The sequence below is a fragment of the Pyrococcus woesei genome (assembly GCF_050496105.1).
Classification (GTDB): Archaea; Methanobacteriota_B; Thermococci; order Thermococcales; family Thermococcaceae; genus Pyrococcus; species Pyrococcus furiosus.
Genome location: NZ_CP179867.1, coordinates 993,942 through 1,007,542 on the forward strand (window position 1 = coordinate 993,942; position 13,601 = coordinate 1,007,542).

14 protein-coding genes and 1 tRNA gene are annotated in these 13,601 nt (G+C 38.5%); 5 read left to right on the forward strand and 10 right to left on the reverse strand.

Annotation, left to right across the window (positions count from 1 at the left end; genetic code table 11):
• Nucleotides 1–62: 62 nt before the first annotated feature.
• The gene (locus ACMFNG_RS05480) at nucleotides 63–1,460 is read right to left on the reverse strand and encodes a hypothetical protein (protein ID WP_011011596.1); all 1,398 of its coding nucleotides are present in this window, start codon (nucleotides 1,458–1,460) and stop codon (nucleotides 63–65) included.
• Nucleotides 1,461–1,619: 159 nt separating this feature from the next.
• Between ACMFNG_RS05480 and ACMFNG_RS05485 the strand changes: the two genes are divergently transcribed.
• Nucleotides 1,620–2,393 carry an alpha/beta hydrolase gene (locus ACMFNG_RS05485; protein ID WP_011011597.1) on the forward strand — a complete coding sequence of 258 codons (774 nt, stop codon included), beginning with the start codon at nucleotides 1,620–1,622 and terminating at the stop codon, nucleotides 2,391–2,393.
• Between the two features lie 150 nt (nucleotides 2,394–2,543).
• On the opposite strand, the gene ACMFNG_RS05490 is transcribed toward ACMFNG_RS05485, so the two are convergent.
• From ACMFNG_RS05490 to minD, 5 genes are read right to left on the reverse strand one after another with little or no spacing between them, the layout of a single operon-like run.
• A complete protein-coding gene (locus ACMFNG_RS05490) occupies nucleotides 2,544–2,966 on the reverse strand; it encodes a translation initiation factor IF-2 subunit beta (protein ID WP_011011598.1) in 423 nt (140 codons plus the stop codon).
• A gap of 42 nt (nucleotides 2,967–3,008) precedes the next feature.
• Nucleotides 3,009–6,158: an ATP-binding protein gene (locus ACMFNG_RS05495; protein WP_011011599.1), complete on the reverse strand. Its 3,150-nt coding sequence runs from the start codon at nucleotides 6,156–6,158 to the stop codon at nucleotides 3,009–3,011.
• A 1-nt stretch (nucleotide 6,159) separates the two neighbouring features.
• Nucleotides 6,160–6,648, reverse strand: a complete 489-nt coding sequence (locus ACMFNG_RS05500) for a hypothetical protein (protein ID WP_011011600.1) — start codon at nucleotides 6,646–6,648, stop codon at nucleotides 6,160–6,162.
• 52 nt (nucleotides 6,649–6,700) lie between these two features.
• A complete protein-coding gene (locus ACMFNG_RS05505; RefSeq protein ID WP_011011601.1) occupies nucleotides 6,701–7,447 on the reverse strand; it encodes an ATP/GTP-binding protein in 747 nt (248 codons plus the stop codon).
• 47 nt (nucleotides 7,448–7,494) lie between these two features.
• Nucleotides 7,495–8,232, reverse strand: coding sequence for a cell division ATPase MinD (gene minD, locus ACMFNG_RS05510; protein ID WP_430515091.1), 738 nt, complete (start codon nucleotides 8,230–8,232; stop codon nucleotides 7,495–7,497).
• A 113-nt stretch (nucleotides 8,233–8,345) separates the two neighbouring features.
• Here minD and ACMFNG_RS05515 point away from each other — a divergent pair, with 113 nt between their 5' ends.
• Complete coding sequence (locus ACMFNG_RS05515; protein WP_011011603.1) at nucleotides 8,346–9,200, forward strand: DMT family transporter; 855 nt, start codon at nucleotides 8,346–8,348, stop codon at nucleotides 9,198–9,200.
• Here ACMFNG_RS05515 and ACMFNG_RS05520 read toward each other — a convergent pair.
• The gene (locus tag ACMFNG_RS05520; protein ID WP_011011604.1) at nucleotides 9,187–10,188 is read right to left on the reverse strand and encodes a cell wall-binding repeat-containing protein; all 1,002 of its coding nucleotides are present in this window, start codon (nucleotides 10,186–10,188) and stop codon (nucleotides 9,187–9,189) included. The two genes, ACMFNG_RS05515 and ACMFNG_RS05520, sit on opposite strands and share 14 nt — an antisense overlap.
• Before the next feature lie 189 nt (nucleotides 10,189–10,377).
• Here ACMFNG_RS05520 and ACMFNG_RS05525 point away from each other — a divergent pair, with 189 nt between their 5' ends.
• The gene (locus ACMFNG_RS05525; RefSeq protein ID WP_011011605.1) at nucleotides 10,378–10,755 is read left to right on the forward strand and encodes a 30S ribosomal protein S6e; all 378 of its coding nucleotides are present in this window, start codon (nucleotides 10,378–10,380) and stop codon (nucleotides 10,753–10,755) included.
• A gap of 387 nt (nucleotides 10,756–11,142) precedes the next feature.
• Nucleotides 11,143–11,649 (forward strand): hypothetical protein, encoded by a 507-nt coding sequence (locus tag ACMFNG_RS05530; RefSeq protein ID WP_430515092.1) that lies wholly within the window; start codon nucleotides 11,143–11,145, stop codon nucleotides 11,647–11,649.
• Here the strand turns inward: ACMFNG_RS05530 and ACMFNG_RS05535 are convergent.
• The 3 genes from ACMFNG_RS05535 to ACMFNG_RS05545 all read right to left on the reverse strand — a co-directional run bounded on the left by ACMFNG_RS05535 (nucleotide 11,646) and on the right by ACMFNG_RS05545 (nucleotide 13,380).
• Nucleotides 11,646–12,377: a DUF2110 family protein gene (locus ACMFNG_RS05535; protein WP_011011607.1), complete on the reverse strand. Its 732-nt coding sequence runs from the start codon at nucleotides 12,375–12,377 to the stop codon at nucleotides 11,646–11,648. The two genes, ACMFNG_RS05530 and ACMFNG_RS05535, sit on opposite strands and share 4 nt — an antisense overlap.
• Before the next feature lie 17 nt (nucleotides 12,378–12,394).
• Complete coding sequence (gene tfe, locus ACMFNG_RS05540) at nucleotides 12,395–12,982, reverse strand: transcription factor E (protein WP_011011608.1); 588 nt, start codon at nucleotides 12,980–12,982, stop codon at nucleotides 12,395–12,397.
• A gap of 116 nt (nucleotides 12,983–13,098) precedes the next feature.
• Nucleotides 13,099–13,380 carry a hypothetical protein gene (locus ACMFNG_RS05545; protein WP_011011609.1) on the reverse strand — a complete coding sequence of 94 codons (282 nt, stop codon included), beginning with the start codon at nucleotides 13,378–13,380 and terminating at the stop codon, nucleotides 13,099–13,101.
• A 104-nt stretch (nucleotides 13,381–13,484) separates the two neighbouring features.
• On the opposite strand from ACMFNG_RS05545, the gene ACMFNG_RS05550 reads away from it, so the two are divergent.
• Nucleotides 13,485–13,562, forward strand: a tRNA-Lys gene (locus ACMFNG_RS05550).
• Nucleotides 13,563–13,601: the final 39 nt, after the last annotated feature.

Below are 13,601 nucleotides of genomic sequence, written 5' to 3' on the forward strand. Positions count from 1 at the left end.
TAGTGATACAGAAAAAATAGGAATTTATGTTTTTCTGTTATAAAGAAGAGAAAGATTAAGAATCACCTACTTTCAATGTACACACCTACAGGAACTTTTGTATTACAATTGCCAACAGAGTATGTATACTCACTAACTCCTAGGTAAATGTACTCCTGAATATTTTTGCCTGTTCCAAAAAGCTCTCCATAGTTTTTGATGCCACCATACAAGACAAGAGAACTCGAATGAGAGTAATGCATCCCAACACTTAAGCCTGCAGCCCAGGGAGGTATAGTGCCTCCGCTTAAAGCCACTGCAAGGGCGCCTACTGGAAGACCTATTCCAAATTCTGTTGAACATGAACCTGAAGCCTCTGAGATTAATAGTGCTAGGGGTTTTGAGTCACCCACATTAAGAGTAGTAGCGTACTTAAGAGTTGTTCCACTGTAAATTTTCTCCATAATATTTGAATCTGGTAACCCTTTAGAACTACCTCCAACAATCTCATTGTTTCCAGTAGTTTTTATTGCGTTAATTCCTTCTTGAATTCTCTCTTCGCCTGTGGGGACGCAGTTGTTTAGGCTGGCTGTACAATAGTATTCCTTTTCATGTAGATGATAAGGTTTTGCATATATGTAAATGTAACCTTTTTCATTAGGTCCAAGCACTATACTTTCGGCAAAATAAAATTTACCATAGATTGTGGGAAATCCATTACTGTATATATCTAAACTTGGAGTGTCATACTTTTCGGAGAGCTTGTAGCCATATGCAACTGTAACATCAAAGTTTGTATACTCTTCCCTGCTAATGTCTACCCAAGCATTGATTAGTCCCGATGAAGAATACTTATTATCTACAATCAGTATGGGAATTTTTATGTAATCATTAGGTCTCCAAGAACGACTCCAATCGACTTTCCAGTAATAAAACTGTTTGTTAGACCCTTGAATGGATGCTGTTCTATTAGATGGAAGTTCGCTGGAGGGTAGTTTGTGAATATTTACCTTAACTATTTTTTTGAACCCCTTTCTCATGTCCTTGATTTCATAATTCACTATAGTGAATCCTCTGTAGAGCTTTTTATTTTCGTAATCAAGTACCCATACTGATATAACAAAAGATGTCCCAATTTCTTCAGAGTATTGTTCTACCCATTTCGAGATAACACTTTGGATCTTCTGGTCAGCTACAGAGATCTTAATTATATTTCCAGAGTCCCAAAACTTTAGTATGGTAGGTTTTTTGAGAGTTCCATAGTAAATAGTCTTATACACTTCGTCTGTAGGGACTAGAGCATCTATCTGCACCTGAACTTCTACGTTTTTTGATATTTTTGTTAAAGGAGTTCCATTTTCGTCTACGAGTATAAATTGCAATTTTGGAAACTTGAAAGCCCCTGCTAAGTATCTCTCTCCTAACAAGCTTAGTAATAGGAAAAATAATACAACTAATACTAATAGTTTTTTCTTGGGCATTATTCTTCTCCAATGTACGTTTGTACTAATAATCCTATTTAAGACTTTTGATAATAATCCTATAATTAACGAAAGGTGTTGTAGGAGTTGTATATGTACTAAGCTAAGTTGACATAAAAAAGAGGAAAAAGATAAATCCTTTAATTCCTATTTATCTATATGACCCAGGTATACAAAGCAAAATTTGGAACTCCAAACAGAGGATGGGTTATAATAGTTCACGGATTAGGAGAGCACAGTGGAAGGTACTCAAAACTGGTAAGCATGCTTGTAAATGAAGGATATGCAGTCTATACATTTGACTGGCCAGGTCATGGAAAGAGCCCAGGAAAAAGAGGTCATACAAGCGTTGAAGAAGCAATGGAAATAATAGACTTTATCATAGAGGAGATAAACGATAAACCTTTTCTCTTTGGCCACAGCCTCGGAGGATTAACAGTGATAAGATATGCAGAAACAAGGCCAGAAAAGATTAGAGGAGTTATTGCCTCCTCCCCAGCTCTGGCTAAGAGCCCAAAAACACCCTCTTTTATGGTTGCACTTGCAAAAATTCTTGGAGTCTTGCTTCCAAGCTTAACACTCTCCAATGGAATAGATCCCAATCTTCTCTCAAGAAATCCAGATGCTGTAAAAAGATACATAGAAGATCCCCTGGTTCATGACAGAATTTCTGCCAAACTGGGAAGGAGCATATTCAAGAACATGGATCTTGCTCACAGAGAAGCCCACAAAATTAAAGTTCCAGTTCTACTCTTAGTTGGGACTGGGGATGTTATAACTCCTCCAGAAGGAGCTAGAAAGTTATACGGGGAAATCAAAGTGGAAGATAAGGAAATTGTAGAGTTCGAAGGTGCATACCATGAGATATTTGAAGATCCAGAATGGGGAGAAGAGTTTCATAAAAAGATAGTTGAGTGGATAAAGAAGCATTGAGAGGGGAAGTCAGGCGACTGTTTATTCATCACTAGCTCAGCACTCGGCAAACTCATCATCCCCTCCTGCAACACCTTGTTTTTGTTTTTTATAACATTTACTGAGTCGAGAATAAGCCTCTAGATTGAACAGAAAAATGTATAAAAACAGCTAGAGATGCTGGATTGGAGTTTCTGCACCACAAGCTTCACACTTAAGGAAGTGGAACCTGTCCCTTTTAATTATCTTCGTATCAGGAGAGCCACATACTGGACAGATAACATACTCTTTTATGTACTTCTTTAGCTTGTTTGCTATTAAATATGGCGTGAATCTACCCTGAAGGACTACTCTTCTACCTTCAAGAGTTCCAGCTGTAGCTATTTCTCTAAGCAAGAACTTGAGCAAGTGCTGTGGATCTCTGTTTAGAGCATCCGCAATATCCTTGAAGTTCTCGATTATAGTCTTATTACCTTCAATAGTTACGAGAGCTCCTGGGACTTCAAAACGTGACTTGTGGTGTTTAACGTTCTCAGGTAACTCTTGGTATGCCTTTTCAAGGAGCTTTTCATAATCGTAATAGTCAATTTCCATTTACCTCACCCCCACATCTAGCTGTTTTTCCTACTATATAAATCAGACGGTTTTGTAGTAACCACTCTCTGGCATATATATTTGACCCTTCTCCAAAAGTTTTTCAAGGATTTCTCTTGCTTCCTGCTTCTCTATTCCTGCTTTCTTTGCTTCTTCTAAGATATCATTAACGTGGGCGCCTCTTTCGCTGGTCTTCTGAAGCTTTTCAATGATATCCAGTATTTTCTCTATTTTACTGAGCTTTCTTGCGCTCTGACCTAATTCTAGAATTGTCACGTCAATTTGCCCGGTCTCATCCATTGCAATTTGCTTTAGCGTGTATTCCATCAGTTTTATTGCTTCTCTTGCATCTTCCCTTGTTACTATTGGGCTTAGCCTCATCCTTGCATGAGCTTCGCTTAATCTAATGAGGGCCTCGAGCTGTCTAGCTGTTATTGGGATTGGTGGTATCCCCTCTTCTTCTCCCTTTGTCTTCTTTACACTCTTTCTCATTCTCACATAGTACTTCTCTATCTCTTCCATAGCTTCTTCACTTATAACGGGATGAATATTCTTCCTTGCATAAGCGATGTACTTCCTTAGAATTTCATGAGGTATTTTTGGGGCCACGACTTCACTTTCTCCCCTTCTGACCCTTAAGATGTGTCTGGCAACTTCACTGTCAATTTTGTCATCGGGCTCATCAATTAACACAAATATTAGGTCAAATCTACTTAGAAGTGTAGGGGGAAGGTCAATTTGCTCGAATGGATTTTTCATTCTATTAAATCTTCCCTGTTTCGGATTTGCAGCCGCAATGACTGTAGTTCTAGCGTTTAGAGTTGCCGTAATCCCTGCTTTTGAAATGCTTATTGTCTGTTGTTCTAAGGCTTCATGTATCACGCTCCTATCCCTGTCGCTCATCTTGTCGAGCTCGTCGATTAGAGCATAACCCCCATCTGCAAGGACTAAAGCTCCCGCCTCCAAAACCCATCCTCCCGTGAACTCATCCCTAACTGCTGCAGCAGTATTGTGGACTACAAAGCCATTTGCTATGAAGCTGTGAGAACCTTCAACTGTAAGGTCATAAACGTAGGGGTATGGACTTTTGATAATCTTTACAGATTCTACTCTTTCTGGTATCAAATCTGAGGAGAGTATGACCTTTAGAGTGTTAACTTTTTCCTTAATTTTTGCCTCTTCTTCCGTAACTTCACTTAAAATCCACGCAAGTTTATTGTAGAGTTTTTCATCTTTTATTTCCTGGGCAATTTTCACAAGTTCACTGTAAGTTGCTCTTTCACGATTTATTTCTTCTCTTAAGCCCTCTGGGAGCTCTACTGGAACTGTCCCTATATCGAGTTCTCCTTTTTCATGGAGGGAACTGTAGACATCCTCTTCACTGGTTCCATAGAACTTAGATATTTCAGCTATAAACTCTCTAAATAGCTCCACTTCATGGGTCACGACGCTAACGTTGTACCCTAAGATTTTCTGGATGTACTCCCTTCCAATGATGACTTTTCCTGTCTCATCTACCGAGGAAACTATTCCAAGCCTTAGCAATAAAATCTGTAGCCTCTTTGCCATATCTTTATCGACTTTAATGACCGCTGTATCTCCGACGAGTCTTCCGACTTTGTCAAATATTCCCTTTAGATAAGCGGAAATTGTCCTCTCAGATGAACTAAAGAACTCCAAAGGATCGGAAAGGGACAGTCCACGCTTGTATGCAAGCTTTTCATCTAAAGTTTCTTGTTTCCCATTGATATGTAACTTTTTAACCGTTAGGACGTAATCTCCAGGTTTTATTTTTCCAGCTTCTTTCCATTCAAGTGTCCCATTGAAGGTCAGAAGTTTTGTCTCAGGAGTTACTGTTATCTCTTTTCCAGTAATGGTCTTTATTGTAACTAATTCTTCTGGGGATTTTAACTTCCAAACCTTGCTAACAACTGAAGGTTTGACTTTCCCTGTTACTAAATCTAGGGATATTCCTCTTCCCAGGTAAGGAGCATAGAAAATCCCACTTGAGTATTCTAGGAAGCCTACTTCTCTTCCCCATTCTTCCGTTAGCTTTCCTATTTCTTGAACTTTGTCATTCACTACCACTAAAGAATCGGGAGCTACACAAAGACCTGCTGCGGAACTACTTTTTCCTGAAGTGTAAATGGCCCTAGGAGCGAGGTTTGCCACATACCTTAAAATCTGGCTCTTTGCAACTCCTGGGTCTCCGACCAGGAGGACATGTATATCTCCTCTAAGCCTAGTTCCATCAGGTAACTTTCTTGAAACTCCTCCAAACAGGGCAAGTGCTATTCCCTTCTTGACTTCTTTGTATCCATATATGGCAGGAGCTATTGAATCAACTATTGCATCTACTATGTCTTTTCTTTTTGCTAGCTCCTTTATTATCTGCTCCTCTTCTGGAGAAATTTCTAATTCTTGTATCTCTTTACTAACAGGTTCAATGTGATTTACCTCGAGGATTTTTCTAAATATTGGAGTTTTCTCTCTCTTTTCAAGAACGACTCTCAAAATTCCTGTTACAATAACTCTGTCTCCTGGGAGGGCTACATCCACTATGTCATCAAGCAGAATACCATCGATAAACCTTGGCATTTCTCCTCCTTTTAGGGTTTCTGGTCTATCCTGAATCCTAAAGCTCTGGAAGTTTACGAAGGAGCTCTTGTTAACATCTAGTTCTATATTTTTGCTTCCACATTGTTCGCACTTCTTAACTTTTTCAAGGCTTTCATAGGGTTTTTGAGGCACTATCATTTCATGACCGCAGTCCTTACATACGAAAACTGCCACAGAGACAAAGGGCTTAATTTCTCCTACTCTCGTCACGATTCCTTCTACTTGAATTAACTTGTTGATGTGCTCTGCCCCAATGTCTTTGACCATTAGGGTTTCTGGCAAATTATAAAACCTTGCGTGTATTTTTCCCACGTCTTCTCTTTGGAAGTCTTCTCGTAATACAATCTGGATTGCATCTTCTGCGGCACTTATTCCTTCTTCGGGGTTCTCTATAACTTCATGAGCTAGCTCTGAGTCAAAGGAATTTAGGTGCATCCAGTCTATTGCAACAGACCTCTTGGGTGTTATTGTAAGTAAATCAGTTATTTTACCTCTGTATACTGGGTTACCATCTTCGTCTGTATACTCCCTAAGGAAGTTTGCAAATCTCTCAATCATCTCCTCCCTGTCCACGCTAATCACCTATCCACTCTCTCCTTATTTTAGAGATCTCAAGGTATATTCTCTTTTCAGCTGGGGATAATCTCGCTAGAATTTCCATACTGTTTGGTCTAAGCCTCACAGCCTCTAGTATCTTTTTAAATCTTATCTCTTTCAGAGTCTTATACTTCTTCTTTAGATTTGCTAACTTTGTGACCTTAGTTTGTATTGTTTCTATGTTGTCGACCTTCTCTTGGATGTACTTTTCTAGATAATAGATGTAAAATTCAGCTTTTTCGTACAGTCCCTCTGGTATTGGAGTCAATGGGAGGTTTTTCTTTTCTTCTGATAACACTCTATCGATCTCTCCTATGACTTTATCAGCTTCATCGATTATTTCAACTACTCCACTCTCCCACAATTCCTTGGCTTTCCAATCTTCTAGCAGTATCATATCTCCTTCATTCCAATTCTCAAACTTCTTGAGTACTTTTACTGGAATCAATACCTTACCCGTGAACATGATTACTCCCCCAATACTTGAATGACATTAGAGAAAATAGGGGTTAAAAAATCTAAGTGAGGTCGCCGCATGTACAATAATGTTCATACGCTAAAGTTTCAAGGTCTTCAAATCCTACTCCTGTCTTTGCTGAGAGGTACAAAACCCTTACTGGAGGAGAAAGTTCGGGGAAGACTTGACACATTTTATAAGCTAAAAGTCCTTGAGTTGAGACATCAAATTTTAGCTTCGTAGTTAGGTACTCTATATCTTCAAAATACTTTTTATGTCTTTCAAATTCTTTTTCAGATAAAAGGTCTACCTTATTTAATGCTGGCACTGTTGTTGCTCCTAGTCTTAGGTCTATTAGGAGAGAGAAAAATCTTACGAAACAGTAGTCGTGAGGTCTCTTGAGGATTTCTGGATCGGAAAGGTAAACAACTAAAGGATATGGTAAGTTGTTCATTAGTTTGACTCCAAATTCATGGAAAATAAAAGTCTCCATCTGTCCAGGAGTATCGATTAAAACATAGTCATTGGACTTCTCCAACTCCAAAATTTTGTTTATGTAATGTTCCACTCTTGTCAATAGCCTATCATAGCTTTCGACTATTGCTCCATTTGGTCCATATCCTTCTTTCATTAAATCTCTGACTGTTATAAAATCTCTTACATCTATATCAGGCTTATATGGAAGATTTTCGACTCCTGTATCCAAGTTAACGTAAGCTACTCTGTAGTTTTCCTCTAAGTATCTTCCAAATGCTCCAGTTAGAGTAGTTTTCCCACTTCCCGCGGTTCCTAAAAATGCTATTATCATTGGTTTCTCCCCATTCGTTAGGTAGCCCTAACAAGTTTAAAGCTTAACTAGTACATGACTCTCGCTTTAAGGCCTGCAAGTTTTTCAATTTCTTCTGCAAGCTTAACAAAAGCCTTGGCTCCTTTACTTTCGGGCTTATACTTAACTGCTGGAATCCCTTCTAAGGTTCCTTCTCTAATGGCTGGATCTTCTGGAATTACAGCAAGGAGTGGAACCTCCATTACATCTTCTACAGCTTCTGGGGGAATATCCCTATCACTTCGGCCATATCTATTTAAAACAAATCCTAGAATTGCCAATCCAGCTTTTTTCAGGACTATTCCAACCTTCATTGTATCGGTAAGACAGGAAATCTCGGGATTAGTTACAAGGAGTGCCTCTTCTCCGCTAAGCATTGCACTCATTGCATCTAGTTGAAGTCCCGCTGGACAGTCAATCAGAATAAAATCAAATTTGTCCTTAAGAGACTTTATTACCTCTGGCAACTTTCTCGGATCAGCTTTTAAAACATGTTCCCAGTCTACAGCGCCTGGAAGTACATAGACGTTATCAAATTGGGTCATATATATTGCATCTTCCACATTAGCTTCTCCAGCGAGGACATCATGAAGAGTAACATCAGGATCATCTACCCCTAAAACTAAGCTTAGATTAGCCATTGTTAAATCTCCATCGACCGCAAGAACTTTTCTTCCACGATCTCCTAATGCTACTGAGAGATTTGCAGTTACCGTAGTTTTTCCAGTACCTCCTTTTCCTGAAACTATCGAGATTATCCTCCCCATTTAATGACCTCCAAATGTTATATCTTCCCTACGAATTTTAACATTTTTGTGCTAACGTTTTTAGTTTGCCATCGAAACGTTAAGTTTTTAAGCTAAGCAGTGAGGCTCTGTTTGTGTTGGGGATAATCTTAGGGCTAATCTCAGCATTTTGTTGGGGAAGTGCCTCTGTCCTAGTTAAAGTTGGGTTAAAGGATAAGAGTCCAGTATATGCTAACGTTATAAGGCTTTACTTCTCCGCAACAACCTACGTATTAATATTTCTGATTACTGGAAGACTTGAGCTATTGGTCTCTTTGCCAATAAAGTACCACATTTTGGCGTTTATTTCTGGTCAGTTTGGCTTTGTTATTGGCGATTATTTTTACTTCTCTGCTCTTAAACGGTTGGGAGTTTCAAGAACAGTTCCAATAACATCCACATATCCTCTTTGGACAATATTGTGGGCATTTTTGCTGGGTAAAGAAATTACAGTGTTAACTGTTATTGGCGCTGTTTTAATCGTTATAGGCATAGTAATTGTTAGGAAAGCAGAGACAGAAGAGAATGTTGATCCTGTAGGTATTTTATATGCCTTCCTAACTCCAATATTTTGGAGCTTGGCGATTATAATTATGGACTGGCTCTCTTCACGGATAGAATCTCTATCCCTAGCAGGACTAAGGATAATTTACGCGGCTGTTGGGATAACTTTCGTCTCTTGGAGGTATCTTCCAGAATTTAAAAAAGCAACAAGAAAAGAACTTTTAGTTCTTAGTCTTGCTGGACTCTTGGGATTAGTTGTGGCTCAGTATTCATTCGTAAAAGGTACTGCATTGGTGGGTGCTGAAATAGTGACTCCGGTTACCGCTATTAACCCAATGATTTCCACATTGTTGGCTATTGGATTACTTAAAGAGCCCTTCAACAAGAAAATATTGATTAGTCTAATCCTAATCATAACAGGAATAATACTAATTAGTCAAGCTTGATTTTCCGCTCAATTTTGACTACGAAAGTCTTTCCACTCTTTTCTCTCTTAATGAGACCCTTATTTTCAAGTTCTTGTATTACCTTGCTTATTGTAGGTCTAGAATAGCCAACTAATTCTGGAAGATCCTCTTGTTTGATTTCCCCTCCATGCTCTAAAATAGCTCTTAATACAGCCTTTTCTTTTTCATTTAGGAGATTTAAGATTTCATTTTGTTGGGTCCTAACTTTTCTTCCCAGGTAGAAGAATATTGGAGCTGATACAACTAGGGTTATTAGAACTCCCTTTAGGAATGAGTATTTACTTTCTTGGGGCTGAGGAGTTGTTGAGGTTTGGGTGTAGAATGGGGGTGGCTCTATGCTTCTCCCAATCCAATAAGTTTCGTATCCTAGCTCCTTTAGAGTATTTTCAACAGTTTCATTTATTCCAAATCCAACTAAAACAACTATCTTTGCATTAAGTTCTTCTAGTCCTCTTAAGGCACTTGGAGAAAGTTGACTTTCCCAGGTCAGAAGGAGGGGATAGTTATATTCCACTGCCAACTCAGCTGCGGCAAGAGTAGAACCATAATCCAAAGCGCTTGCAAGTATAACTGTCTTACTCCCATTTGGATAAAAGTGCAAAGCAAGTTTTTCTGCAGTTTCTGTTCTATCTGCCCCCCCTATTCGGGTTACAATGAACCCCATGTTTTCTAATTCTTTTTCAACTTCTAGACTAATTGCATTAACGTTTCCAACTATTAGAAGTCTCGTTCTCCCTAATTGAATATAAGAGTATAATTGGGCTTTTGTGACTTCATTAAGCTCTTTTGGATTAATTGGTAGAATTGGAATGTTAAAGGAGTGTGAATATGGTAGTGTAATGAGATAGTCAATAAGCTCATCATTTCGAACAAGAATTAAATCGTATCTAGGCTGTTCCTCTCCTAATACTGGTGGAATTAGAAGGAGAAATGATATTACTGTCATAAAGACAATTGCCTTTTTCACTGTATACCCCTCCAGTTACTCGGATTTTATTATTATCTGACGTATTTAAAAGTGTTTATCCTTTAAACACAAAGTTCGAAAGTTTTAAATACCCCACCTAAAAGTGCCAAGTGATGGGTTTGAGAGATCCGCCGTTGGGCGGAAGCTCGATGAATCCCGCTGATGAACATTCCCAGGAGGTGGGAGGAAATGGCGACTTTCAAGCTTGTTATATCCGATCCTAAGAGTGGGATAGCAAAGCAGGTGGAAATTACAGGAGCAGAGACGGAAAAACTCATTGGAAAGAGAATAGGTGATCAGATCCCAGCAAAAGAGCTAAACATAAACTTAAACGAACTGTTTGGAAAAGAATTCCCAGAGGACGTGAAGTTAGAGATAAGAGGAGGAACAGACAAAGATGGATTCCCAATGAGGCCTGACATTCATGGTCCTAGAAGGGTAAGAGTTCTACTCTCCAAAGGGCCAGGATTTAGACCTAAGGAAAAGGGAGAAAGAAGAAAGAAAACTGTGAGAGGGAACACTATTAGCCCCGAAATAGTTCAAGTAAATGTAAAGCTTGTATATTGAATAAAATTTTTAAACTGCTTTTCTATATTTTTCTTGCGCGGCTCAGACCGGCAGATGCCGTAGCAATGGGGCCGCGCTGGACCGGGCTACGTAGAGGTGTTGATTTTGCACGTTGAGATATATCTAATACTCTTACTCTCTTTATTATCCTCCATAATTTTAGTGTTAACATCCAGTAGAGAGGTTATGTACTTATTTGTTATCCCCCTCCTATATTTATTGCTAAATCCGTCATATTACCATCTTGTTCCTATTCTTTCGTTATCTTTTTTCTTAATGCCCAGGCATTCAAGAGAACTTGGGTTTTTGGCATTTGCTCTCCTCTTGTCTTCCCCTTACATTAGAAGTCAACTTAATATCTTCAAATCTCTTGAGCTCTCAGTATTCATGATTTTGCTAGTTATAATTCTCTCGCTTCATTTTTCTGGTTCAAGGTTTAAAACAGCGTTTCTATGGACAATTTCAGGAATTCTAACTGGTTTACTTTCTCCTACTCTTTCGATAGTTGTATTTCTAATACCTTCCATAATTCTAGTATTTCCAGTGTCTCCTTTAAGTTATCTTTATGGGTTTGTTGCAACAATCATAATAATCATTTTAACTGAAATGGGGATATATGAATTTCCTAGTTTAAATTTACCCTCCAACAATTTTTACTTAAGTGCTATCCTTCCAATGATCTTAATAGCTTATTCTCTGGCAACTGAAAAACTAAATATAGTTAAGAAGAGGCAAACATCTGTGCTTATAATGCTTTTCCTATTTTCTTTCCCATTTTTAGGCAATTATGAAGTTGAAGGACTTCTGCTTTTGTCTCTCATTGGAATTAGACTAATAAGCAGTTTCCCAAACTATGATATTTTAGAGGTGAAAGAGGGGAAGATGGTGGCTTAATCTTCAAATTTTATGGCTCCTATTTTTGCGGCCCTTATATATGGCCCAATTTCTTTAATAATTCCTGGTGCGTGAGTGCCCTTCTTCAGAATGAGCATCGTTTCCATAAGTCCTAGCTCTTCTATCCTCCTTACATCTCTGCTGTGTCCTGTCTGTATTAAAGCATTTTCTACATTCTCACTTATTGTTCCTGCTATGAAAAGCTTGTCATGTTTGTCTGTTAGCCATCCTTTAAGCTTTTTTATCCATTTTTCTGTAAGATAAACTTCGATTTCCTGGGCAAGTCTTTCTACTTTCTCTATCCTTACTTCAACTGGTAAGTTATCCACCCATCCAAATTCTCTTATCATTTGTCGGACTGGTTTATCTTCAAATGTCCTCTTTAGCCAGTAGAGAGGCAATAGGGCATCTTTTGGCCTAGGAGTTAAAATTCCAATATCAACATAGACTCCATAACCAACTTTTCCTAAATCAATTAACCTTCCAACAAAAATATCGCCAACATTCACATTTGAAAGAGATCTTGGAATTTCCCCAAACTCTTCTCTAATTAGATTCGCTGATATTTCACTATCTTCTCCTTGCAAAATTATCTTGACCCACTGTTTCTTGGTTATAGCAATCCTCCATTTAACATCCAAATCTCCTAAGAGAGATTTTAACTTCTTATTCAATTTTTCAATTCCACTTCTATCCCCATAGATCTTTTGAGGTATTATAACTTCCATAACTCATCCCTAAACCTTTATTTCTTCTTTTTCCCTGATCTTGACTTTTTTCTTCTTGTTGCTTTTTTTGGTTTTTCTTCTTTTGGTGGACTTCTCAGTCCGAGTTCAATCTCTAATTCTTCAATTCGCTTTTTGAGTTCTTCAATTATTTTTGAGTTGTCATACTCGTAAAGTATCTCTCCACATATTGGACATTGGAACCCGTACTCAAAGGCCTCGTCAAATGTTAGCTTTGGATGCCCTGGAGTTCCACAGTGATAATAGGTCTCGCTGGTTTCTTCCTGAAGCATCTGCTTTAACTTTTCAAGCTCTTGCAACTTTCTTGTTCTAATAACCTCCGGTAATCTTTTAGTATCAATGCGCCAGTAATAATAATACCAACCAGTCTCGTCATCTCTAACTCTTCTAAAGGTTGCAAGCTTAGCATCGTACAGGGCGTATAAGATTTTTCTCACCGTATTAACTCTTACTCCAGTTAATTCTGCCAATTCCTCATCTGTTGCTTCTCCTTTCTTTTCTAAGGCTTTTACAACTTCTACAGCTTCATCTCCTCCTATATCTCTTGCAATATCTAGAAGCGCTGTATTTTTTTTGTCTCTGCCCATGTTTTAGACCTCCCTCTTTTTGGATCTTTCTTTATATAACTCTCCACACATAAATAAATGTGTTCATTCTGTTATATATACTTTTTCGATGCTAATCAAAAGAATCAAGAAGGGGACTATTTGGTCAAGTATTCATCAACTAACTCCTTTGCTGATGGTTTATAGATTTCTAAAACTTCAATATCTTCTATAACATTTCCTTCTTTAAGTTTTAGTTTAACTTTACCTCCGTAAACCTGCAAATCCAGTAACCCATAAACCACGTCCTCGGCTTCAATTGGACTCTTGAACTTCATTATATACTCCCCATCCTCCGTGATAAGCTTGACCCACCATTCATTTTTTCTCTTGAATGGTCTAGTAACTTTAGGTTTGAACTTTTCAATGATGACTTCCAACTAAGTCACCCCCATCTCTGCCCTTTCTGGGTCTTTGTTGTTTATCACAATACCTCTTGACGAAAAAATTTATAAAACTTCTGGATACTTACCCACCAATGGGTGGGCCGGTAGCTCAGCCTGGTTAGAGCACCGGGCTTTTAACCCGGTGGTCGCGGGTTCAAATCCCGCCCGGCCCGCCATGAATATAAACCTCCATTCTTATCACCTCATGATGCGGG